A 21,929-nucleotide genomic window follows, 5' to 3' on the forward strand; every position below is an offset into this window, starting at 1 on the left:
CTGTTTGGCGGGTAAGTAATACCGCAGAGGTATTACCATGCGTGTGACGGAAAAAGGTCAGGTGACCATCCCCAAGGAGATCCGCGATCGATTGAATATCGGTCCGGGATCGGAGGTGGATTTCGTGGCGGACGACAAGGGCGCGCGGCTGATCGTCGTTGCGGGTGGCAAGAGTGCGGAGCCGGACGATTTCGAGGCCTGGCTGAAAAGCCGAAGCGGTATCTTCGACACCGGAGGCATGACGACGGACGAATATATGGAATGGCTCCGTGGACCCCGCGATGACCTCGGTTCTGATTGATACGAACATCATCATCGATGTCTTCGGGCTCGAAACGCCGTTCAAGGACTGGTCGTCGCGCACCATTCTCGCGCTCAAGCCGGATGTTCAGTTCGTCCTCTCCCCCATCGTCTGGGCGGAGCTTGCCGGGATGATGGCGAGCGAGGACGCCCTTGCGCAGACGCTTTCACGGCTCAACCCGGTGCGCGAGGCCTTGCCGTTTTCCGCCGCCTACCAGGCGGGGCTGGCGCATCAACGCTATAAGCGGGCCGGCGGGTTGCGCGAGCGCACGCTTCCCGACTTCCTGATCGGTGCGCATGCCGCGGTGCGGGCTCATCGGCTTCTCACCCGCGACGCTGCCCGCTATCGCAGCTATTTCCCGGCCCTCGACATCATCTCTCCCGAAACCCATCCCTGACGGATCCTTCCATGATCGGCAAACTCAAAGGCACCATCGACGAGATCGGAGAGGATCATGTGGTTCTCGACGTGCACGGGGTGGGCTATGTCGCCCATTGCTCGGCGCGCACGCTCGGCAAGCTCGGTTCGACCGGAGAGGCGGCTGTCCTGTTCATCGAGACCTATGTGCGCGAGGATCAGTTCCGGCTTTTCGGCTTCCTGACGGCGCTGGAGCGGGAATGGTTCCGCCTGTTGCAGAGCGTGCAGGGCGTCGGCTCCAAGGTCGCGCTCGCCGTGCTCTCGACGCTCACGCCGGGCGAACTGGCCAATGCCATCGCGCTGCAGGACAAGACGGCGGTGTCGCGGGCGCCGGGTGTCGGGCCAAAGGTGGCCGTGCGCATCATGACGGAACTGCGCAACAAGGCGCCGGCCTTTTCCGGCGAGGCCGGCGCTGCAATCGGGCTCAAGCAGGAGCTCGGCGAGGGCGTCGCCTCGGCGCCCGTCTCCGATGCCGTCTCGGCGCTCACCAATCTCGGCTACTCGCGCGACCAGGCCGCCAATGCCATCGCGGCCGCGCTGAAGAACGGCGGGGAGGGCGCCGACAGCGCCAAGCTCATCCGTCTCGGCCTGAAGGAATTGTCGCGGTGATGCGGTTGCCTTCCGCCGTGGACAATGGGATTAGGGCGCGATGAGCGACGAAAACAGACTGCTTTCGCCGGACAAGCGCGGCGAGGACATCGACACGGCCCTGAGGCCGCAAACGCTGGACGACTTCACCGGCCAGGCGGAGGCGCGCGCCAACCTCAAGATTTTCATCGAGGCGGCGAAGAACCGCGGCGAAGCACTCGACCATGTGCTGTTCGTCGGCCCGCCCGGGCTCGGCAAGACCACGCTTGCCCAGATCATGGCGAAGGAACTCGGCGTCAATTTCCGCTCGACCTCCGGCCCTGTCATCGCCAAGGCCGGCGACCTTGCGGCGCTGCTCACCAATCTCGAAGAGCGCGACGTGCTCTTCATCGATGAAATCCACCGCCTCAATCCGGCCGTCGAGGAAATCCTCTATCCGGCCATGGAGGATTTCCAGCTCGACCTCATCATCGGCGAGGGCCCGGCGGCGCGCTCGGTGAAGATCGACCTGTCGAAATTCACCCTCGTGGCTGCGACCACCCGCCTCGGCCTCCTGACGACGCCGCTGCGTGACCGTTTCGGCATTCCGGTGCGGCTGAATTTCTATACGGTCGAGGAACTGGAATCGATCGTGCGCCGCGGCGCCCGGCTGATGGGGCTCGGCATGACGGATGAAGGCGCGCGCGAAATCGCGCGCCGTGCCCGCGGGACCCCGCGTATCGCAGGCCGGCTTCTGCGGCGCGTGCGCGATTTCGCCGAGGTCGCACGGGCGGAAGCCGTCACGCAGACGATTGCCGACGAGGCGCTGACGCGACTTCTGGTCGACAATATGGGCCTCGACCAGCTCGACCGGCGTTATCTGTCGATGATCGCGCATAATTTCGGCGGCGGACCTGTCGGCATCGAGACGATCGCGGCAGGGCTTTCCGAGCCGCGCGACGCCATCGAGGACATCATCGAGCCCTATATGATCCAGCAGGGCTTCATTCAGCGCACGCCGCGCGGGCGGGTTCTGACGGCGAATGCCTGGAAGCATATGGGCCTCACGCCGCCGAAGGATCTGGAAGCCACGCAGTTCCGGCTGGGGCTGGAGGATGAGTGAGCGGGATCGCCACATGATCCGTATCGACCGCAAGCCGCAGCTCTTCAGTTTTCGTGTGGCGGGCCTGATTTTTCGCGACGGTTACATTCTTGCGCAGCGCGGAGTGAAGGACGATTACTGGGCGTTGCCCGGTGGGCGCGCCGAGATCGGCGAAAGCTCGCAGGAGACGATCCTGCGGGAAATGCGCGAAGAACTTGATAGGGACGTGCGCATCGAGCGCCTTCTGTGGACGGTCGAGAGCTTCTTCACCTATGAAGGTTACGCCGCGCACGAACTCGGTTTCTATTATCTGCTATCCATGGACGACGACTTTCCCTTCCACGAGACCGACACCGTCCACCGCATCGTCGATGGTGTCGAGGTCGAGTTCCGCTGGTTGCGCGCCAACCGCGCGGCACGGGGCGATCATGTGCTGAAACCGCAATTCATTGCCGATCGCCTGGATCGGCTGCCGGCCGCGGTCGAACATGTCATTCTTCGGGAAGGATTGTCGCGGCAGGCCGCAAAGGAGACCGCAGCTTGACGGACATGTATCACCACCTCTCGGGTGAATTGACCGAAACGGGCCATCGGCTCGTGCAACGTGTCTATTACGAGGACACGGATTTCTCCGGCGTGGTCTATCACGCGCGCTACCTGCATTTCCTGGAGCGCGGGCGCACGGACTATCTTCGCCTGCTCGGCGTCGAGCAGGGCAGTCTCGTGCTGGAGGAGGATCGCGAGGGCCTCGTTTTCGTCGTGCATCGCATGGAGATCGACTTCAAGGCGCCGGCGCGCATGGATGATATCCTGACAATCCTCACCTCCACCGAAAAGGCCGGCGGCGCCAAGATGATCCTGACGCAGGAGATTCGTCGCGGCGAACAGCTTCTGATTGCCGCGCGCGTCATCATCGCCGTTATCAATGCGCAGGGCCGGCCGCGTCGCCTGCCGGAGGCGCTCGCCACCCGTTTTCTTGCCAGAGCGCAAGAATTGACCGGTGTCGTTTAGCGGTAACGCTCCCTTAACCATAATGATGTCTTACTCGGTTGGTGAGGATTTTGTGCACTGCACGTCATCCTTTAACCAAATTTGCCGTGAAGAAGGCAGGTTGTAAGCGTTTGACCGGCATGGCGGCCGGCAGCATCAACCGGACATTCTTGACGGGCTGCGAAGCGGGTGCGGATCGAGATCCTGGCTGCGACGTGCGTTTGTGAATGCCCTAGCGGTCCCACCTCCCAGGCGGTCGCGACGGCGGAATGTTACCCGGTCGGGCTGCGATGTGCCCGTGCCGGGTATTTGGATTCGGGGACATAGGTCTATGGAACAAGTGGGTTTGGATGCCGCGCACAGTGTGACCCTCTGGGGTCTCTTCATGCAGGCCGGTTTCGTCGTAAAGCTCGTCATGCTCGGCCTGATCGCCGCGTCCGTCTGGACGTGGGCGATCGTCGTCGACAAGACGGTGACATATGGGCGCGCCCGTCGTCAGCTCGACAATTTCGAGCAGGTCTTCTGGTCCGGGCAATCGCTGGAAGAGCTTTATCGCACGCTGTCCGACCGTCAGACGTCGGGCATGAGCGCCATCTTCGTGGCGGCGATGCGCGAGTGGAAGAAGAGTTTCGAGCGCGGTGCGCGTTCGCCCATCGGCCTTCAGATGCGTATCGACCGGGCAATGGACGTGACGCTGTCGCGTGAATCCGAAACGCTGGAAGCGCGCCTCGGGTCGCTCGCCACCATCGGTTCGGCGGCCCCGTTCGTCGGTCTTTTCGGTACGGTCGTCGGTATCATGACGTCGTTCCAGGCCATCGCCGGTTCCAAGCAGACGAGCCTTGCCGTCGTGGCGCCGGGTATTGCGGAAGCGCTTCTGGCGACGGCGATCGGCCTCCTCGCCGCAATTCCGGCGGTTATCGCCTACAACAAGTTCTCCGCAGATGCAGGCAAACTGACCTCGCGCATGGAAGGTTTCGCCGACGAGTTCTCGGCCATCCTTTCGCGCCAGATCGACGAAAAGCTCCAGCCGCGCGCCGCAGCGCAGTGATGGCAGATTGAAACGGAGACGACGCCATGGGCATGTCAGTCGGTGCAAAGAATTCTGGTGGCGGCCGCCGCCGTCGCGGCGGTGGCAGACGAGCCCCGATGAGCGAAATCAACGTGACGCCCTTCGTGGACGTCATGCTCGTGCTGCTCATCATCTTCATGGTCGCAGCACCCCTCATGACGGTCGGCGTGCCGATCGACCTGCCGAAGACGCAGGCCGCGGCCCTCAATGCCGATACGCAGCCGATCACCGTTTCGGTCAAGTCGGACGGGCAGGTCTACCTGCAGGAAACGGCAATCCCGATCGACGAGATCGCCGCCAAGCTGCAGGCCGTCGCGACGACGGGCTACACCGAACGCGTCTTCGTGCGCGGCGACGGCAATGCGCCCTATGGCGTGGTCGCCGACGTCATGTCGCGCATCCAGGCCGGTGGTTTCACCAATATCGGCCTTGTCACCGAGCAGAAACCGGACAGGTAACAGCACGCCATGAAGGGCAGCCTTGCCACATCCGCCGTGCTCCACTCCCTGGTTCTGACCTGGGCGCTGGTCTCGCTCGGCTCTCCCGAAAGCTTCGACGTGGCCAACGTCGAGGCGATGCCGGTCGACATCGTGTCGATCGAGGAACTGACGCAGATCCAGCAGGGCGACAAGAAAGCCGAAATGAAGGAAAAGGCCGCGCCGGTTCCGACGAAGAAGGAAACGCCGGTCGAAAACGCGGAAAATGTCGGCGACAACGAGGTCGACCTGAAGAACCTGCCGACGCCGGGTGAAAAGCCGCGTGATATCGAGACCGCGGCGGCACCGGAAAAGGCGGAGAAGGTCGTTCAGACGCCCGATTCCAAGCCCGTCGAACAGGTGCAGGACGAGCAGAAGGCCAGCGAGCCTTCGACCGAGGTCGCGGCCATTGCCGAGCCCAAGCAGGAGGTCAAGCCCGACCCGAAGCCGGAGGCCACGCCTTCCGAGGACAAGCCCGCCGCAGACCCCGAAGCAGAAGCGCTGCCGGACAAGATTCCGCTGCCGGAAATGAAGCCGAAGGTCGAGACGAAGAAGGCCGAGACGGCCGAAAAGCCTGCCGAGAAGAAGACGGAGACGGCCAAGGCCGAGACCGCCAAGACGCCGGATCGCAAGAAGGACGAGAAGAAGAAGCAGGAGAAGGCGACGTCGCAGAACGACAGCGACTTCAACTCCGATGAGATCGCGGCGCTTCTCAACAAGGAAAAGGCAGCTGGTGGCGGTGCCAAGCGTTCTCAGGAGCAGGCGGCGCTGGGTGGCAAGAAGACGACCAGCGGCACCAAGCTGTCCATGAGCGAGATGGACGCCCTGCGCGGCCAGATCCAGAACAACTGGTCGATCACGCCCGGCATGTCGGGCGCCGAGGATGTGCGCATCAAGGTGACGATGCAGCTCGACCAGAACGGCGACATTATCGGCGAACCCGAAGTCGTGGCGACCGGCGGCACGGACTCCGCGCGCCGGGCCCTTGCCGGCGGCGCGCGCCGCGCCATCATGAAATCGCGGCCGTTCAAGGGACTGCCGCCGGAAAAATATGATGCCTGGAGCGAAGTCGTCGTGAACTTCGACCCCAGCCAGATGATGTAAGAACTAGGGAAGGCCTAGATACATGCTGAGACGTAACCTCATTCGATTTCTGATCGTGCTGACCGGTCTTGCGGCGTCCATGCCGATCGCGTCGGCAAGAGTTGAAATCAACATCAACAAGGGCAATGTCGAGCCTCTGCCGATCGCCGTGACCGACTTCATCGCCAGTGGTGATCTCGGCCAGCGCATTACCGATGTGATCGCGGCGGACCTGAAGCGTTCCGGCCTTTTCGCGCCTGTCAACAAGCAGGCTTTCATCGAGAAGATTTCCAATCCCGACCAGCCGCCGCGCTTCGAAGACTGGAAGGTCATCAATGCGCAGGCGCTTGTGACGGGCCGCGTGACGCAGGAGGGTGACGGCCGTCTGCGCGCCGAGTTCCGCCTGTGGGATACGTTCGGCGGGCAGCAGCTCACGGGCCAGCAGTTCTTCACGCAGCCGGAAAACTGGCGTCGTGTGGCCCATATCATCGCCGATGCGATCTATGAGAACCTGACCGGCGAGAAGGGCTACTTCGATACGCGCATCGTCTATGTCGCCGAAAGCGGTCCGAAGACCGCCCGCAAGCGCCAGCTTGCCATCATGGACCAGGACGGTTTCAACGCCCGCGCGCTGACCAATGGCAACGATATCGTGCTGACGCCGCGCTTCTCGCCGAGCCGTCAGGAAATCACCTACATGTCCTTCGAGGGCAACCAGCCGCGCGTCTACCTGCTCCAGCTGGAGACCGGGCAGCGCGAAGTGGTGGGCAACTTCCCGGGCATGACCTTCTCGCCGCGCTTTTCGCCGGATGGACAGAAGGTCATCATGAGCCTGCAGCAGGAAGGCAATTCCAACATCTACACGATGGACCTGCGGTCGCGGACAACGACGCGCCTGACCTCGACGGCGGCGATCGATACCTCGCCGTCCTATGCGCCCGATGGTGCGCAGGTCGTGTTCGAAAGCGACCGCGGCGGTCGCCCGCAGCTCTACGTCATGGGTGCCGACGGTTCCAACCAGCGCCGCATTTCCTTCGGTGACGGTTCCTACTCCACGCCGGTCTGGTCGCCGCGCGGCGACCTCATCGCCTTCACCAAGCAGTCGGGCGGCAAGTTTTCGATCGGCGTGATGAAGCCGGATGGTTCGGGCGAGCGCATCCTGACGACGGGCTTCCATAACGAAGGTCCGACCTGGGCGCCGAACGGCCGTGTGCTGATGTTCTTCCGCCAGGCGGCCGGCGCCGGCGGTCCGCAGATTTATTCGATCGACCTTTCGGGCTATAATGAACAGTTGGTCCAGACGAAGGGCTTTGCGTCCGACCCGGCCTGGTCACCACTTCTGGAATAGTGACGTTTATGAGACGGGCCTGCCGCGTTCTTGCCGCAAAGTCCTGCAAGGCAGTGACGAGGCGAGATGCGGCAGGCCCGTATCCACTGGAATGCGAGGGGCCGGGGACGGTCTTGCAAGCAATCATTAACCATAATTGTTGAATGCGGATTAACCGCTCGCGGTTACAGTCTGGCAACTCTGATTGAAACCGACGCTTCAACGAACTTGACGCTAGACCTGATGCAAGGAGACCGGCTCATGAGCCGCATTGATACCCCGGCCGCTGGCCGCATGCAGACCATCGCCCGTAACCCGGCCGTTATCGCCCTGTTCATGACGCTGGCTCTCGCCGGCTGCGCTTCCAAGAAGAACCTGCCCAACAGCGCCGGCGATCTCGGCCTGAACGGCGGCGCCGGCGGCTCGGCCACGCCGGGCTCGCAGCAGGACTTCACGGTCAATGTCGGCGACCGCATCTTCTTCGACACCGACTCCTCGTCGGTTCGTGCAGATGCCGCCGCGACGCTCGATCGTCAGGCCCAGTGGCTGCAGCGCTATCCGAACTACGCCATCACGGTCGAAGGCCATGCCGACGAACGCGGTACGCGTGAATACAACCTCGCGCTCGGTGCACGCCGTGCGGCTGCGACCCGCCAGTACCTGGCCTCGCGCGGCATCCCGGCCAACCGCATCAAGACGATCTCCTACGGCAAGGAAAAGCCGGTCGCGGTTTGCGACGACATTTCCTGCTGGTCGCAGAACCGCCGCGCCGTCACCGTTCTGGGTGGCGCAGGCATGTAATCTCCCGCCAAGGGGACGAAACGGAGAGGCGGCCGCGAGGCCGCCTTTCTTTTTTCAACACACTTTGGCCGAACTCCGTTGCTTTTTAAGAGCATTTGGAAAACTCTTGCGCCTGTGCTTCGGCGCATTTTTCGATCAACAGGACGACGATAGATGAAGAAACTTGTCGCGGCAGGCGTTCTCAGTCTGGCAGCGGTTGTGGGCATTGTCGGCCCGACCGGCGCATCGCCGCTTTCCACGCTGGCAAGCGGCCTCTTTCCGGCCAAGGGCGAGCGGGCAGGGACCGGCAATGTCATTCTCGCACAGGCCATGGATCCCCGGGTCGGCCAGCTTGAAGAGCAGATCCGCACCCTCAACGGCCGCATCGAGGAGATGAGCTACCAGCTTCTCCAGATGCAGGAACAGATCCGCAAGGCGCAGGAAGACAACGAATACCGCTTCCAGGAACTGGAAGGCGGAAAATCCGGCGCCAGCGGAAAGAGCGGCTCGCTCGACAGGCCGGTCAATGGCGGAACGGCCGACAACCAGATCGCAACGAACAACGTGCCGGCGGATGATACCGCCGGTGCGAACACCCGTACCAATACCGGCGGCGGCGCGCTGCCGCAGGAGCTCGGCTCCATCAAGTTCGACGAGAACGGCAATCCGATCGGTGCTGAGACCAATCCCGATCTCAACAACCAGAGCGCTTCGATCGGCAATGACAATGCGCTGCCGGGCGTCGATAGCGGCCAGTCGCAGGCGACGCAGTCCTCGACCGCTTCGCTCGACAACCCCGACGATCTCTACAAGGTCGCCTACGGGCATGTGCTTTCGGGCGATTACCAGCTCGCCGAGCGGGAATTCCGCGATTATCTCGACATCTACCCCAATACGGAAAAGGCCGCTGACGCCAATTTCTGGCTTGGCGAGGCCCAGTATTCGCAGGGCAATTTCAACGACGCGGCCAAGACCTTCCTCAACGCGCACCAGACGTTCGGCAAGTCGAAGAAGGCGCCGGAAATGCTGTTGAAGCTCGGCATGTCGCTCGCTGCCCTCGACAATCGTGAAACCGCTTGCGCCACGCTGCGCGAGGTGAACAAGCGCTATCCGGACGCGTCCAAGGCCGTGAAAAGCAAGGTCTCTTCCGAACAGAGCCGGCTGTCCTGCTGATTGCGGGGCGTGTAAAGGTCGTGGCCCGCGCGGACGATAGCGTCATCGAGGCAGCCGACCGCCTTCTCAAAAGTTTCAAGCGCCCCGCGACACTGCTGGTCGCCGTTTCCGGCGGCAGCGATTCGCTGGGGCTCCTCCTCTCGCTCGCGGAGCTTTGCGCAACCGGGGATTATCCGGGCATCCGCCTTCGCGCCTGCACCGTCGACCATGATCTGCGCGCCGGCTCTGCCGAAGAGGCGCAAGGGGTCGCCCAAATCTGTGCGCGTCTTGGCGTGGCGCATGTCACCCGCCGCTGGAGCGGTCCGAAGCCTCAGGCCGGCCTGCAGGCCGCCGCCCGCGCCAGCCGCTACGCGCTGCTCGTCGATGCCGCGGGTGAGACGGGCGCCGATGCGATCCTTTCGGCCCACACCCTGGATGACCAGCGCGAGACCGTCGCCATGCGCGCCGCCCGGTCAAAGGAGGAGATCGGGCTTTCCGGCATGGCGGACGCTGTGTTGTTGGAGGGCGCCATCTGGCTGCTTCGGCCGTTCCTCGGCATCGGCCGCGCCGAAATCCGCTCGTTCCTTGGAGCGCGCGAACAGGGCTGGATCGACGATCCCAGCAACAGCAATCCGAAATTCGAGCGGGTGCGTATACGCTCTGGCGACGACCCGCGGCTTTCCGCCACCGAGCCAGGCCGGCGGTTTTCCCTTGCAGTGCGCGGGGCGGATTTCCTGTGCGACCATGTGCAAGCCACGCATGAGACCTTCACGCTCTCGCCGAACGGCGTTCGCGCGGCGCTGGGCGATCCGGCTGCGTGGCGGGCGCTTCTGCTGCTGGCCGCGACGGCGGGCGGGCGTCCCCATATCATCGAGGCGCGTGCGGCCGGCCGGCTGCGTGCCTTTCTTGCCAGCGACACGCTGTCGCGGCTGACGGCGGGCCGCGTGGTGTTCGATCGTCGCCGTGACGGTCTTCATCTCTATCGCGAATGCCGTGACGTTCCCGTGTTGGCCGTTCCGGCGGCAAGCGTCGCGCTCTGGGATGGCCGGTATCGGCTTGCCAACCGCACGGACCGCGCGATTGTCGTCACGGCCTCCGGGGAGGGGGCCGGGCAGGGGCTGCACGGTCCGGCCTTGCGGGCGGCAAGTGCCGCGCCAAGCCTCATTTTCGAGGATGGCGCTCGCGTGCCTGACGGCGCCGTACGTCTGGAGCGGGTGATAGCGCCCTACACGCATTTCCTGCCGCGGTTCGACTTGCCGCTGGCGCAGACGCTGGCGGCGTTGTGCGGCCGGCTGCCGTTTCCCGCGCCGCCCAACGAATGAAGGCCCTGCGTCACGCGTCGTACCGGAATGCAGCGATGCGGGCGCAAGGCAAGACAGCCGCTATCGCGCGCTTGTTGACGATAGTTCGAGAAATGCCCGCTTGCCGTGCTCTTTGCCTTGGCAAGGCGGCGTCGCGACCCTATGTTAGAGACCAGAGAAGCGGCCGGGACAGCCCGGCCGGGAAAGTACCCGGACCATTCGATGAATCCCAATTTCCGAAACTTCGCCCTCTGGGCGATCATCGCCCTCCTGCTGATCGCGCTGTTCAGCATGTTCCAGACGAGCCCGACACAGACGGGGTCGCGGGACATCCCCTATTCGCAGTTCCTCAAGGAAGTCGATGCGAGCCGGGTGAAGGAAGTCGTCATCACCGGCGAGAAGATCGTCGGCAGCTATGTCGAGACGGGCGCCACCTTCCAGACCTATGCGCCGAACGGCGACAACTCGCTCGTCCAGCGCCTGGAAGCGAAGAACGTCGTGGTGAGCGCGCGGCCTGAAACGGATGGCTCGTCGGGCTTCCTCAGCTATATCGGCACCTTGTTGCCCATGCTGCTCATCCTCGGCGTCTGGCTCTTCTTCATGCGCCAGATGCAGGGTGGTTCGCGTGGCGCGATGGGTTTCGGCAAGTCCAAGGCCAAGCTTCTGACCGAAGCACATGGCCGCGTGACCTTCGCGGACGTCGCGGGTGTGGATGAAGCCAAGCAGGACTTGGAGGAAATCGTCGAATTCCTGCGCGATCCGCAGAAGTTCCAGCGCCTTGGCGGCCGTATCCCGCGCGGCGTGCTGCTCGTCGGCCCGCCCGGTACGGGTAAGACGCTGCTTGCGCGCTCCGTCGCCGGTGAAGCCAATGTGCCCTTCTTCACCATCTCCGGTTCGGACTTCGTCGAAATGTTCGTCGGTGTCGGTGCCAGCCGTGTGCGCGACATGTTCGAGCAGGCCAAGAAGAACGCGCCCTGCATCATCTTCATCGACGAAATCGATGCCGTGGGTCGCCACCGCGGCGCCGGCCTCGGCGGCGGCAACGACGAGCGCGAGCAGACGCTGAACCAGCTCCTCGTCGAGATGGACGGCTTCGAGGCCAACGAAGGCATCATCCTGATCGCCGCGACCAACCGTCCTGACGTTCTCGACCCCGCGCTTCTGCGTCCGGGCCGCTTCGACCGTCAGGTCGTGGTGCCGAACCCCGACATCGTCGGCCGCGAGCGCATCCTCAAGGTCCACGTCCGTAATGTGCCTCTGGCGCCGAATGTCGACCTCAAGGTTCTCGCCCGCGGCACGCCCGGCTTTTCCGGTGCTGACCTCATGAACCTCGTCAACGAAGCCGCCCTCATGGCTGCGCGCCGCAACAAGCGCCTCGTCACCATGCAGGAGTTCGAGGACGCGAAGGACAAGATCATGATGGGCGCGGAGCGCCGCTCCACGGCCATGACCGAGGCGGAAAAGAAGCTCACCGCCTATCACGAAGCCGGCCACGCCATCGTCGCGCTCAACGTTCCGCTCGCCGATCCGCTGCACAAGGCGACGATCATTCCGCGCGGCCGTGCGCTCGGCATGGTCATGCAGCTGCCCGAGGGCGACCGCTATTCGATGAGCTACAAGTGGATGGTCTCGCGTCTTGCCATCATGATGGGCGGCCGCGTTGCCGAGGAAGTGACCTTCGGCAAGGACAACATCACCTCAGGCGCCTCCTCCGATATCGAGCAGGCGACCAAGCTTGCGCGTGCGATGGTGACCCAGTGGGGCTTCTCCGACCAGCTTGGCCTCGTCGCTTACGGCGAAAATCAGCAGGAAGTCTTCCTCGGGCATTCGGTGTCGCAGCAGAAGAACGTATCCGAAGCCACCGCGCAGAAGATCGACAATGAAGTGCGCCGCCTGATCGACGAGGCCTATACCGAGGCCAAGCGCATCATCACCGAGCAGCACCATGAGTTCGTGGCGCTTGCCGAAGGCCTGCTCGAATACGAGACGCTGACGGGTGACGAGATCAAGGCGTTGATCCGCGGCGAAAAGCCCGCGCGCGACCTTGGCGACGATACGCCGCCCAGCCGCGGCTCCGCCGTTCCGAAGGCCGGCCACAAGAAGGGCGGCGAGCCGGAAGGCGGACTGGAGCCCCAGCCGCAATAGGGCTAGTCGTCTCGACAAAGCATGCCACACGGCCGGGAAGCAGTTCCCGGCCGTTTTCTTTTGGTAACGGGCTGTAATGAATTCTGATGCACAGGTGGATGTGCTTTGCCCGCATTTGTGGCAAAGAAGCGCGATGGCCGCGCGCATTTAAGGATAATATGATGTTGCGCGCCTGAACGGTTTCCGTCGCGCCTGCCTTGATATATGGCATAGCGACAACTGCAGGTGGAGCCTTTTGCGGGTGGAGAGCGCCGCACCGGCCTGCGCTATTTTCAGGAGCGAACATGAAACGTCGTTATTTCGGCACGGATGGTATCCGGGGACAGTCCAACATCTTCCCGATGACGCCGGATCTCGCCATGCGGGTCGGCATTGCCGTGGGTACGATTTTCCGCAACGGCGACCACCGCCACCGTGTGGTGATCGGCAAGGACACGCGCCTTTCCGGCTACATGCTGGAAAACGCCATGGTGGCGGGCTTCACCGCCGCCGGCCTCGATGTCTTCCTGCTCGGCCCGATCCCCACGCCTGCGGTTGCCATGCTGACCCGTTCGCTGCGCGCGGATATCGGCGTGATGATCTCGGCGTCGCACAATCCCTATCAGGACAACGGCATCAAGCTGTTCGGTCCTGATGGCTACAAGCTCTCCGACGCCATCGAAATGCAGATCGAGGAACTGCTCGACAGCGACCTTTCCACGCAGCTGGCAAAGCCAGCCGATATCGGCCGGGCCAAGCGCGTCGAGGGCGACATCTATCGCTACATCGAACAGGCCAAGCGAACGCTGCCGCGCGATGTCACGTTGCAGGGCCTGCGGATCGCCGTCGACTGTGCCAATGGTGCGGCCTACAAGGTCGCACCGCTCGCGCTGTGGGAACTCGGTGCCGACGTGGTGACGATCGGCGCGGAGCCGGATGGACGCAACATCAATCTCGAATGTGGCTCGACTCATCCCGAAACGCTCCAGCGCAAGGTGCACGAAGTGCGGGCCGATATCGGCATCGCGCTTGATGGCGACGCCGACCGCGTGCAGATCATCGACGAGAACGGCAAGATCATCGACGGCGACCAGCTGATGGCCGTGATCGCCGAAAGCTGGGCGGCAGACGGCATGCTGCGCGGGAACGGCATCGTCGCGACCGTCATGTCCAATCTCGGCCTCGAACGCTTCCTCAAGGGCAGGGGGCTCGGCCTCGAGCGCACCAAGGTCGGTGACCGCTACGTCGTGGAGCATATGCGCCAGAACGATTACAATGTCGGCGGCGAGCAATCGGGCCATATCGTGCTTTCCGATTTCGGCACGACGGGCGACGGCCTCGTCGCCGCCCTGCAAATCCTCGCCTGCGTCAAGCGCAGCGGCAAAACGGTCAGCGACGTGTGCAACCGTTTCGAGCCGGTGCCGCAGGTTCTGAAGAACGTCCGGGTGAAGGCGGGTGCACCGCTCGAAGACGCCTCCGTCCTGCAGGCCATTGCCGATGCCGAAAGCGAACTTGCAAAGAACGGCCGCCTGCTGATCCGTCCGTCGGGCACCGAGCCGCTCATCCGCGTCATGGCTGAAGGCGATGACCGCGCCCAGGTCGAGCGCATCGTGGATGAACTGATCAGCGTGATCGGCGCGGTGCGCAACGCCGCCTGAGGCGTCACTTATCGAATGTTCTCGAAGGCCGGAGCGGATGCTTCGGCCTTTTCTTTTTCGGTGCAGTGAATCCGGGTGTTTTATTTAAAAGTTTACCGAATGGGTGAACGACTGTTAATGAACAGGGTAAATCTTTGTAGTTAATCGCCGCTTAACCTTTCTTCTTCATTATCCATGCCGGATCGAAGGGCTTGGGGACCGGGGTGCCGGGCGTGCCAAGCGCAAGCCTATTGGAGTCAGGCGATGAGGAAAGTTTTGAGTGGCGTCGCGGCCGTCCTGCTGACAGGGACGTCGGCCTATGCGGCCGATGTCTATCAGCCGCAGGTTATCGAGGCGCCGGTCCAGGAGGCCGCTATCGTCGAGACGGGCGGCTGGTATCTGCGTGGTGACGCAGGCTGGTCCTACAACAAGCTGCGCGGTGCGCACTACTTCCAGGGCTCCAATAGCCTGGATCGTGATTTCGACACGACCAAGCTGAAGAGCGGCTTCATCATCGGCGGTGGTGTCGGTTATCAGATCACCGATCACTTCCGTACGGACGTGACGCTCGACTACATGTTCAAGTCCAAGTTCCGCGGCAGCACCAGCGGCGTGTGCGGCGGCTTCCCCTGCACGTCGAGCGACGAGTCCTCGCTGACGGCCCTGACCCTCCTTGCCAACGCCTATGTCGATATCGGCAAGTACGGCGTCTTCACGCCGTATGTCGGTGGCGGTATCGGCGGCTCCTACGTCAAGTGGAACAAGCTGCGGAACACCATCTGCGACGATCCGGGCAATCCGGGTTGCAGCACCACCGAACATGGCGGCAAGAAGAGCTGGCGCTTTACCTACGCGCTGATGGCCGGTACGGCGATCGACCTGACCTGCAACCTGAAGGCCGACGTGGGCTATCGGTTCCGCCATGTCACCAAGGGCGACATGTTCGGTTACGTCGACAATGGCGGCCCGGGTTACGACAAGGGCTTCTACAGCCACGAAGCGCGTGCGGGCCTTCGCTACTCCTTCAACGGCTGCGAAACGGCGACCTACATTCCGCCGGCCGAGATCCCGATCGAGCAGCCCGTCTACAAGTAAGCGACATCAGCCATCTGAAATCCGAAGGCCGCCCGAAAGGGCGGCCTTCTTGCATTTAACCGTTTTTTCACCGGTTAACGAATATGGTTAACCAACGGTGTAGCGTGTCGGATTCGGCCTGCGCCGATGGCTCAACCGCCGGCTTTCGGCTGCAAGGATAGAGATCATGGTCCGTCGCATCGCATTGCCCGTCATCGCGGCCTTCGCCGGCCTGTTTGCCACGGGCGCCCTTGCCAGCGACCTCGATATCATCAATGCGCCGGAGATCGACGTCTCCCAGGCGACGCTGGCGCGGGGCTGGTACATTCGCGGCGACCTCGGCTATTCCGGCTGGGGCAGCACCGACAGGCCGGATTACACGGCGGAGCGGGCAGGCGGCGGAACCTTCTCGCAGCCGTTCGACAGCGCGCGCTTCTCCAAGCCGGTCTCCTACGGCGTCGGCGTGGGCTACCAGTTCAGCGATTTCAGCCGTGCGGACCTGACGACGGACTTCTTCAGCGGCGACATGTCCGGCACTTCGGCCGTCGGCGGCGGCTGCGGGGCGGGCGCGCCAGGCGGTACGAACTGCCGCTTCGATTACAAGGGCGACTATTCGGCCGTGAACGTCATGGCCAACGGTTATGTCGATCTCGGCACGGTCGCGGGCATCACGCCCTATGTCGGCATCGGTGCCGGCGCGACCTACGTGAAGTGGAGCGACACCAGCGTTCTGCCGGTCTGCCTCGATGGCGCCGGGAACTGCGCGGGCGCGAGCAATGGTGCGATCGGCCTCCAGGGCGAGGACAGCTGGCGCTTCACCTACGCCCTGATGGCCGGCGCATCCGTCGATCTGACCGAGCGCGTGAAGCTCGACTTCGGCTATCGATTCTCCGACACGGCCGGCGGAAAGGCCTTCAGCGGGCGTGGCCTGGGAACCTCCATCGACGCCGTCAACGGTCGTGACGACGGCTTCCAGAAGCATGAGATCCGCGCCGGTATCCGCGTGACCACCTGGTAAATCCGGACGATTCACTCTGTTTTGCGGCGCGTCGGGTACCCGGCGCGCCGTCTTCGTTGCGCCGGATTATTTTTCGATAACGACAGAATCCGCTTGACGAGAAAAGAGGGTTTCCATATTCACGGCGGCGGGACACTCCTCCCCAACGAGGAGCTATCTATCTGGAAGGATAGCGATCATGACGAAGACCGTCACCGCGCCGGACGTACGTCCGAACAATACTCATTTCTCTTCTGGCCCTTGCTCGAAGCGCCCCAACTGGTCGCTCGAAGCGCTTTCCGATGCACCGCTCGGTCGTTCGCACCGCGCCAAGATCGGCAAGACAAAACTCAAGCAGGCCATCGATCTCACCCGCGACGTCCTGGAAGTGCCTGCGGATTACCGCATCGGCATCGTGCCCGCTTCGGACACCGGCGCCGTCGAAATGGCGCTCTGGTCGCTGCTCGGCCCGCGCGGCGTCGATATGGTCGCCTGGGAAAGCTTCGGTTCGGGCTGGGTGTCGGATGTCGTCAAGGAACTGAAGCTTCCGGACACGCGCAAGATCACGGCCGACTATGGCCTTCTCCCCGACCTTTCCACGATCGATTTCGACCGTGACGTGGTCTTCACCTGGAACGGTACGACCTCCGGCGTGCGCGTCCCGAACGCCGACTTCATCCCTGCCGATCGCAAGGGCCTGACGATCTGCGATGCGACCTCGGCCGCCTTCGCGCAGAACCTCGATTTCGCCAAGCTCGATGTCGTCACCTTCTCCTGGCAGAAGGTTCTCGGCGGCGAGGGCGCCCATGGCGTCATCATCCTGTCGCCGCGCGCCGTCGAGCGTCTGGAGAGCTATACGCCGGCCTGGCCGATGCCGAAGATCTTCCGCATGACCAAGGGCGGCAAGCTCATCGAGGGCATCTTCCAGGGCGAGACGATCAATACGCCCTCCATGCTGTGCGTCGAGGATTACATCGACGCGCTGCTGTGGGCCAAGCAGGTCGGCGGTCTCAAGGGCCTGATGGCCCGGGCGGATGCCAATGCCAAGGTCATCTTCGATTTCGTCGAACAGAACGACTGGATCGCCAACCTTGCCAAGGACCCGGCGACCCGCTCGAACACCTCGGTGTGCCTGACGATTGCCGACAGGGACGTGCTGGCGCTGGACGCCGATGCACAGGCGGCCTTCGCCAAGGGCCTCGTGTCCCTCCTCGACAAGCAGGGTGTCGCCTACGACATCGGCGCCTATCGCGATGCCCCTTCGGGCCTGCGCATCTGGGCCGGTGCCACCATCGACACCGCCGATCTCGAGGCGTTGATGCCCTGGCTGACCTGGGCCTTCGAGACCCAGAAGGCGACGCTTTCCAAGGCTGCGGCCTGATCTCGCGACCGGCTTCGTCCCCTGGGCGAAGCCACCTTTGATCTCATCTTTTCTGTTTCATTGAAGGAGGCCTCTCATGGCACCTCGCGTACTCGTATCCGACGAACTGTCGGAAACCGCCGTCCAGATCTTCCGCGATCGCGGCGTAGACGTCGATTTCCAGCCGAAGCTTGGCAAGGACAAGGAAAAGCTTGCCGAGATCATCGGCAATTATGACGGCCTCGCCATCCGTTCGGCCACCAAGGCGACGGAAAAGCTGATCGCCGCTGCGACCAATCTCAAGGTCATCGGCCGCGCCGGCATCGGCGTCGACAATGTCGATATCCCGGCCGCCTCGCGCCGCGGTATCATCGTGATGAACACGCCCTTCGGCAACTCGATCACGACCGCGGAGCACGCCATCGCGCTGATGTTCGCCGTCGCCCGCCAGCTGCCCGCCGCCGATACCTCCACGCAGGCCGGCAAGTGGGAAAAGTCCAAGTTCATGGGCGTCGAGATCACCGGCAAGGTGCTGGGTGTCATCGGCGCCGGCAATATCGGCGGTATCGTTTGCAAAAAGGCCATCGGCCTTGGCATGCATGTCATCGCCTACGATCCCTTCCTCTCGGCCGAACGCGCCCAGGAAATGGGTGTCGAGAAGGTCGAGCTGGACGACCTGCTCGCCCGCGCCGACTTCATCACGCTGCACGTCCCGATGACCGACAAGACGCGCGGCATCCTGGGCAAGGAAGCGCTGGCCAAGACCAAGAAGGGCGTGCGCATCATCAACTGCGCCCGCGGCGGTCTCGTCGATGAAGCAGCACTCGCCGAAGCCATCAAGTCCGGCCATGTCGCCGGCGCCGGCTTCGACGTGTTCGAGGTCGAGCCCGCAACCGAAAGCCCGCTCTTCGGTCTGCCGAACGTCGTCTGCACGCCGCATCTCGGCGCGTCGACCACGGAAGCACAGGAAAACGTTGCCCTGCAGGTTGCCGAGCAGATGTCGGATTACCTCGTCAAGGGTGCGGTTTCCAACGCCATCAACATGCCGTCGATCACGGCCGAGGAAGCGCCGATCCTGAAGCCCTTCATCCGCCTTGCGGACGTGCTCGGCGCCTTCGTCGGCCAGGTCACGGAAAGCGCGATCAAGGAAATCGAGATCCTCTATGACGGTGCGACCGCGTCGATGAACACCAAGGCGCTGACCAGCGCGGTGCTTGCCGGCCTCATCCGCCCGCAGGTGGCCGACGTCAACATGGTTTCGGCCCCTGTCATGATCAAGGAAAAGGGCGTCATCCTGTCCGAGGTCAAGCGCGACAAGTCGGGCGTGTTCGACGGCTATATCCGCCTGACCGTCAAGACGGAGAACCAGACGCGTTCGATCGCCGGCACGGTCTTCTCCGATGGCAAGCCGCGCTTCATCCAGATCAAGGGCATCAACCTCGATGCCGACGTGGGCAACCACATGGTCTACATCACCAACACCGACGTTCCCGGCATGATCGGCTTCATCGGCACGACGCTCGGCGAAGCCGGCGTGAACATCGCGAACTTCCAGCTTGGCCGTGACAAGCAGGGCGGCGATGCGATCGCTCTGCTCTATGTCGATGCTGCCGTCTCCGAGGATGTGCTGAACAAGCTGCGCGCCAATCCGGCGATCCGCCAGATCAAGCCGCTGGTCTTCAACGTCGACTGATCTTCGTCCTCCCAAGACGGAAACCAGGGCCCGCAGATCCGTTCTGCGGGCCTTTTGCGTGAATCAAGCTGCCTTTTCCTTGGGGCGGCCCCATTCGGCTATCGCGATGCCGCCCAGCACGAAGAGTAGGGCGATTACATGGAACAGGTGCAGCGTCTCGCCGATGAGGATCACCGAGAGGATCGTGCCGAAGATGGGAATTGCGTTGATGAACAGGCCCGCGCGGTTGGCGCCGATCATCTCGACCCCTCGCACGTACAGCACCTGCGAGAGCAGGGATGGGAAGATGCCGGCATAGAGCACCACCGCCCAGCCGATGGTGTCCGGAAAGATCGCAGCGCCCCTCGACAGTTCCCAGAAGAAGAGGGGGATGGCGCTGAGCAGGGCGCCGAATGCGGAAGCTGCGATGAGCCCCTGCCACTGCAGGTCCGGTTTCCAGCGCAGAGCAACGGTATAGGCGGCGTAGACGATGCCCGCGACCAGCATGAGCGCGTCGCCGAAGTTGAACTCCAGTTCCGCAAGCGCTGAAAAATCGCCGTGCGAGGCGGTGATGAGCACCCCGATCAGCGTCACGCTAAAGCCCAAAACCTGTGCGAGAGACGCCTGTATGCGAAACAGCACGAAGTTGAAGGCGAAGATCAACATGGGAATGCCGGCCTGTTCGATGACGGCATTGATGGCGCTGGTATAGCCGAGTGCCGTGTAGAGCAGGGCGTTGAACGCGGTAAAACCGAAGGCGCCGTAGAGCAGAAGCTGGAGCCAGTGCTTGCGGATGACCGGCCAGTCGCGCTTCACCTGCGGCAGCAGGAACGCCAGGATGATGAGGAGCGCGATGATCCAGCGGTATGTCGTCAGAACCATCGGGCTCACATGGCCCACGGCTATTTTGCCCGCCACGGAGTTCGCGCCCCAGAAAAGCGCGGTGACGGACAGGTAGAAATAGGCTCTGCTGTTCACGGCTGTATTGTCTCGATGGAGGAAGGGCGCGCGAACGGGCGCCGGCGGGTGCCACAGATAAGGCGAAAAAGCGCGGGAAGTCACTCAAAAAGCGGATGCCGGCCGTCATAACAGGGTCGCATTCCCAAAGACAACACAGTATAGATGCGCGGGTTTGAAGTCTGGCGCCCGCGCATGTGTTCATGCGTTTTCGCGCGAAAACGGGAAAGATGAAATGGCAAGTGTGGTGGTTGTCGGTTCGCAATGGGGTGACGAAGGCAAGGGCAAGATTGTCGACTGGCTTTCGGAACGGGCCGAGGTAATCGTTCGCTACCAGGGCGGTCACAATGCCGGCCATACCCTTGTCATCAACGGCATCAGCTACAAGCTGGCTCTGCTGCCCTCCGGTCTGGTGCGCGGCAAGCTCAGCGTCATCGGCAATGGCGTCGTTGTCGATCCGCACCACTTCGTCGCCGAAGTCGAGAAGCTGCGCGCACAGGGCGTCGCCGTGACGCCGGACGTGCTGCGCATCGCCGACAACGCGCCGCTCATCCTCTCGCTCCACCGCGATCTCGACGCGCTGCGCGAGGATGCCGCGTCGGCCAGCGGCACCAAGATCGGCACGACCCGCCGCGGCATCGGCCCGGCTTATGAAGACAAGGTCGGCCGTCGTGCCATCCGTGTCATCGATCTCGTGGAGCCCGAGACGCTGCGCCCGAAGATCGAGCGCCTCCTGACGCACCACAACGCGCTGCGTCGCGGCATGGACCTCCCGGAAATCTCCGTCGAGTCGATCGAAGAGGAGCTGTCCGCCGTCGCCGCGCACATCCTGCCCTATGTCGACCGGGTCTGGGACCTTCTCGACAAGCAGCGCAAGGCCGGCGCGCGCATCCTGTTCGAAGGCGCCCAGGGCGCGCTGCTCGACAACGACCACGGCACCTATCCGTTCGTGACCTCGTCCAACACGGTCGCCGGGCAGGCTTCGGCCGGCTCGGGCCTCGGTCCCACGGCGATCAACTATGTCTTGGGCATCACCAAGGCCTACACGACCCGTGTCGGCGAAGGCCCGTTCCCGTGCGAGCTGGAAGACGAGATCGGCAAGCACCTGGCGACGGTCGGCCGCGAGGTCGGCGTTAACACCGGTCGCCCGCGCCGTTGCGGCTGGTTCGATGCGGTTCTGGTGCGCCAGACGGTCAAGACGAACGGCATCACCGGCATCGCGCTCACCAAGCTCGACGTTCTCGATGGTCTGGACGAGCTCAAGATCTGCGTCGGCTACAAGCTCGACGGCAAGGAGATCGACTACCTGCCGGCCAGCCAGGGGCAGCAGGCCCGCGTCGAGCCCATCTACATCACGCTGGAAGGCTGGAAGGAATCGACCGTCGGCGCACGCCGCTGGGCAGACCTGCCGGCACAGGCGATCAAGTATGTCCGTCAGGTCGAGGAGCTGATCGGCGCGCCGGTCGCGCTGCTTTCGACAAGCCCGGAACGTGACGACACCATACTTGTGACGGACCCGTTTGAGGATTAATCTCAAAATCAA

General features: G+C 63.2%; 21 protein-coding genes. 20 read left to right on the top strand and 1 reads right to left on the bottom strand.

Features of this window, described 5'->3' with window-relative positions; translation table 11 throughout:
* Nucleotides 1-37: 37 nt before the first annotated feature.
* From B5M41_RS05215 to serA, 19 genes are all read left to right on the top strand, one after another.
* A complete protein-coding gene (locus B5M41_RS05215) occupies nt 38-301 on the top strand; it encodes an AbrB/MazE/SpoVT family DNA-binding domain-containing protein (RefSeq protein ID WP_134645786.1) in 264 nt (87 codons plus the stop codon).
* Nucleotides 282-698, top strand: coding sequence for a type II toxin-antitoxin system VapC family toxin (locus B5M41_RS05220; RefSeq protein WP_134645784.1), 417 nt, complete (start codon nt 282-284; stop codon nt 696-698). Before B5M41_RS05215 ends, B5M41_RS05220 begins: the two co-directional genes overlap by 20 nt.
* A gap of 11 nt (nt 699-709) precedes the next feature.
* Nucleotides 710-1,327 (top strand): Holliday junction branch migration protein RuvA, encoded by a 618-nt coding sequence (gene ruvA, locus B5M41_RS05225; protein ID WP_134645782.1) that lies wholly within the window; start codon nt 710-712, stop codon nt 1,325-1,327.
* 40 nt (nt 1,328-1,367) lie between these two features.
* The gene (ruvB, locus tag B5M41_RS05230) at nt 1,368-2,408 is read left to right on the top strand and encodes a Holliday junction branch migration DNA helicase RuvB (protein WP_134645780.1); all 1,041 of its coding nucleotides are present in this window, start codon (nt 1,368-1,370) and stop codon (nt 2,406-2,408) included.
* 13 nt (nt 2,409-2,421) lie between these two features.
* On the top strand, nt 2,422-2,931 hold the full coding sequence (locus B5M41_RS05235; RefSeq protein ID WP_134645778.1) for an NUDIX hydrolase: 510 nt from the start codon (nt 2,422-2,424) through the stop codon (nt 2,929-2,931).
* Nucleotides 2,932-2,936: 5 nt separating this feature from the next.
* Nucleotides 2,937-3,398, top strand: coding sequence for a tol-pal system-associated acyl-CoA thioesterase (gene ybgC / locus B5M41_RS05240; protein ID WP_134646223.1), 462 nt, complete (start codon nt 2,937-2,939; stop codon nt 3,396-3,398).
* A 310-nt stretch (nt 3,399-3,708) separates the two neighbouring features.
* The gene (gene tolQ, locus B5M41_RS05245; RefSeq protein WP_134645776.1) at nt 3,709-4,425 is read left to right on the top strand and encodes a protein TolQ; all 717 of its coding nucleotides are present in this window, start codon (nt 3,709-3,711) and stop codon (nt 4,423-4,425) included.
* A gap of 26 nt (nt 4,426-4,451) precedes the next feature.
* Nucleotides 4,452-4,904 carry a protein TolR gene (gene tolR, locus B5M41_RS05250; RefSeq protein WP_134645774.1) on the top strand — a complete coding sequence of 151 codons (453 nt, stop codon included), beginning with the start codon at nt 4,452-4,454 and terminating at the stop codon, nt 4,902-4,904.
* Between the two features lie 9 nt (nt 4,905-4,913).
* Nucleotides 4,914-6,026 carry a hypothetical protein gene (locus B5M41_RS05255; RefSeq protein ID WP_134645772.1) on the top strand — a complete coding sequence of 371 codons (1,113 nt, stop codon included), beginning with the start codon at nt 4,914-4,916 and terminating at the stop codon, nt 6,024-6,026.
* Between the two features lie 22 nt (nt 6,027-6,048).
* Nucleotides 6,049-7,353: a Tol-Pal system beta propeller repeat protein TolB gene (gene tolB, locus B5M41_RS05260; protein WP_134645770.1), complete on the top strand. Its 1,305-nt coding sequence runs from the start codon at nt 6,049-6,051 to the stop codon at nt 7,351-7,353.
* Nucleotides 7,354-7,593: 240 nt separating this feature from the next.
* The gene (gene pal, locus B5M41_RS05265; RefSeq protein WP_134645768.1) at nt 7,594-8,133 is read left to right on the top strand and encodes a peptidoglycan-associated lipoprotein Pal; all 540 of its coding nucleotides are present in this window, start codon (nt 7,594-7,596) and stop codon (nt 8,131-8,133) included.
* 153 nt (nt 8,134-8,286) lie between these two features.
* Nucleotides 8,287-9,285: a tol-pal system protein YbgF gene (gene ybgF, locus B5M41_RS05270; protein WP_134645766.1), complete on the top strand. Its 999-nt coding sequence runs from the start codon at nt 8,287-8,289 to the stop codon at nt 9,283-9,285.
* A gap of 20 nt (nt 9,286-9,305) precedes the next feature.
* A complete protein-coding gene (tilS, locus tag B5M41_RS05275; RefSeq protein ID WP_167718720.1) occupies nt 9,306-10,586 on the top strand; it encodes a tRNA lysidine(34) synthetase TilS in 1,281 nt (426 codons plus the stop codon).
* A gap of 201 nt (nt 10,587-10,787) precedes the next feature.
* Nucleotides 10,788-12,710 carry an ATP-dependent zinc metalloprotease FtsH gene (gene ftsH / locus B5M41_RS05280; protein ID WP_134645762.1) on the top strand — a complete coding sequence of 641 codons (1,923 nt, stop codon included), beginning with the start codon at nt 10,788-10,790 and terminating at the stop codon, nt 12,708-12,710.
* Nucleotides 12,711-12,994: 284 nt separating this feature from the next.
* Nucleotides 12,995-14,347 carry a phosphoglucosamine mutase gene (glmM, locus tag B5M41_RS05285; RefSeq protein WP_134645760.1) on the top strand — a complete coding sequence of 451 codons (1,353 nt, stop codon included), beginning with the start codon at nt 12,995-12,997 and terminating at the stop codon, nt 14,345-14,347.
* A gap of 243 nt (nt 14,348-14,590) precedes the next feature.
* Nucleotides 14,591-15,421: an outer membrane protein gene (locus B5M41_RS05290; RefSeq protein ID WP_134645758.1), complete on the top strand. Its 831-nt coding sequence runs from the start codon at nt 14,591-14,593 to the stop codon at nt 15,419-15,421.
* A gap of 166 nt (nt 15,422-15,587) precedes the next feature.
* On the top strand, nt 15,588-16,418 hold the full coding sequence (locus tag B5M41_RS05295) for an outer membrane protein (RefSeq protein ID WP_134645756.1): 831 nt from the start codon (nt 15,588-15,590) through the stop codon (nt 16,416-16,418).
* Nucleotides 16,419-16,596: 178 nt separating this feature from the next.
* Entirely contained in the window at nt 16,597-17,778 is a 1,182-nt protein-coding gene (locus B5M41_RS05300) for a phosphoserine transaminase (protein WP_134645753.1), read from the top strand.
* Between the two features lie 76 nt (nt 17,779-17,854).
* Complete coding sequence (serA, locus tag B5M41_RS05305; protein ID WP_134645751.1) at nt 17,855-19,450, top strand: phosphoglycerate dehydrogenase; 1,596 nt, start codon at nt 17,855-17,857, stop codon at nt 19,448-19,450.
* A gap of 63 nt (nt 19,451-19,513) precedes the next feature.
* On the opposite strand, the gene B5M41_RS05310 is transcribed toward serA, so the two are convergent.
* The gene (locus B5M41_RS05310; protein WP_134645749.1) at nt 19,514-20,407 is read right to left on the bottom strand and encodes a DMT family transporter; all 894 of its coding nucleotides are present in this window, start codon (nt 20,405-20,407) and stop codon (nt 19,514-19,516) included.
* Nucleotides 20,408-20,621: 214 nt separating this feature from the next.
* On the opposite strand from B5M41_RS05310, the gene B5M41_RS05315 reads away from it, so the two are divergent.
* Nucleotides 20,622-21,917, top strand: coding sequence for an adenylosuccinate synthase (locus B5M41_RS05315; protein WP_134645747.1), 1,296 nt, complete (start codon nt 20,622-20,624; stop codon nt 21,915-21,917).
* The last annotated feature ends 12 nt before the right edge of the window (nt 21,918-21,929 follow it).

The sequence above is a fragment of the Shinella sumterensis genome (assembly GCF_004514425.2).
Taxonomy (GTDB): domain Bacteria; phylum Pseudomonadota; class Alphaproteobacteria; order Rhizobiales; family Rhizobiaceae; genus Shinella; species Shinella sumterensis.

Coding starts and splice junctions, on each gene's coding strand:
- B5M41_RS05215 (WP_134645786.1), top strand. CDS start 38: ATGCGTGTGACGGAAAAAGGTCAGGTGACCATCCCCAAGGAGATCCGC.
- B5M41_RS05220 (WP_134645784.1), top strand. CDS start 282: ATGACCTCGGTTCTGATTGATACGAACATCATCATCGATGTCTTCGGG.
- ruvA (WP_134645782.1), top strand. CDS start 710: ATGATCGGCAAACTCAAAGGCACCATCGACGAGATCGGAGAGGATCAT.
- ruvB (WP_134645780.1), top strand. CDS start 1,368: ATGAGCGACGAAAACAGACTGCTTTCGCCGGACAAGCGCGGCGAGGAC.
- B5M41_RS05235 (WP_134645778.1), top strand. CDS start 2,422: ATGATCCGTATCGACCGCAAGCCGCAGCTCTTCAGTTTTCGTGTGGCG.
- ybgC (WP_134646223.1), top strand. CDS start 2,937: ATGTATCACCACCTCTCGGGTGAATTGACCGAAACGGGCCATCGGCTC.
- tolQ (WP_134645776.1), top strand. CDS start 3,709: ATGGAACAAGTGGGTTTGGATGCCGCGCACAGTGTGACCCTCTGGGGT.
- tolR (WP_134645774.1), top strand. CDS start 4,452: ATGGGCATGTCAGTCGGTGCAAAGAATTCTGGTGGCGGCCGCCGCCGT.
- B5M41_RS05255 (WP_134645772.1), top strand. CDS start 4,914: ATGAAGGGCAGCCTTGCCACATCCGCCGTGCTCCACTCCCTGGTTCTG.
- tolB (WP_134645770.1), top strand. CDS start 6,049: ATGCTGAGACGTAACCTCATTCGATTTCTGATCGTGCTGACCGGTCTT.
- pal (WP_134645768.1), top strand. CDS start 7,594: ATGAGCCGCATTGATACCCCGGCCGCTGGCCGCATGCAGACCATCGCC.
- ybgF (WP_134645766.1), top strand. CDS start 8,287: ATGAAGAAACTTGTCGCGGCAGGCGTTCTCAGTCTGGCAGCGGTTGTG.
- ftsH (WP_134645762.1), top strand. CDS start 10,788: ATGAATCCCAATTTCCGAAACTTCGCCCTCTGGGCGATCATCGCCCTC.
- glmM (WP_134645760.1), top strand. CDS start 12,995: ATGAAACGTCGTTATTTCGGCACGGATGGTATCCGGGGACAGTCCAAC.
- B5M41_RS05290 (WP_134645758.1), top strand. CDS start 14,591: ATGAGGAAAGTTTTGAGTGGCGTCGCGGCCGTCCTGCTGACAGGGACG.
- B5M41_RS05295 (WP_134645756.1), top strand. CDS start 15,588: ATGGTCCGTCGCATCGCATTGCCCGTCATCGCGGCCTTCGCCGGCCTG.
- B5M41_RS05300 (WP_134645753.1), top strand. CDS start 16,597: ATGACGAAGACCGTCACCGCGCCGGACGTACGTCCGAACAATACTCAT.
- serA (WP_134645751.1), top strand. CDS start 17,855: ATGGCACCTCGCGTACTCGTATCCGACGAACTGTCGGAAACCGCCGTC.
- B5M41_RS05315 (WP_134645747.1), top strand. CDS start 20,622: ATGGCAAGTGTGGTGGTTGTCGGTTCGCAATGGGGTGACGAAGGCAAG.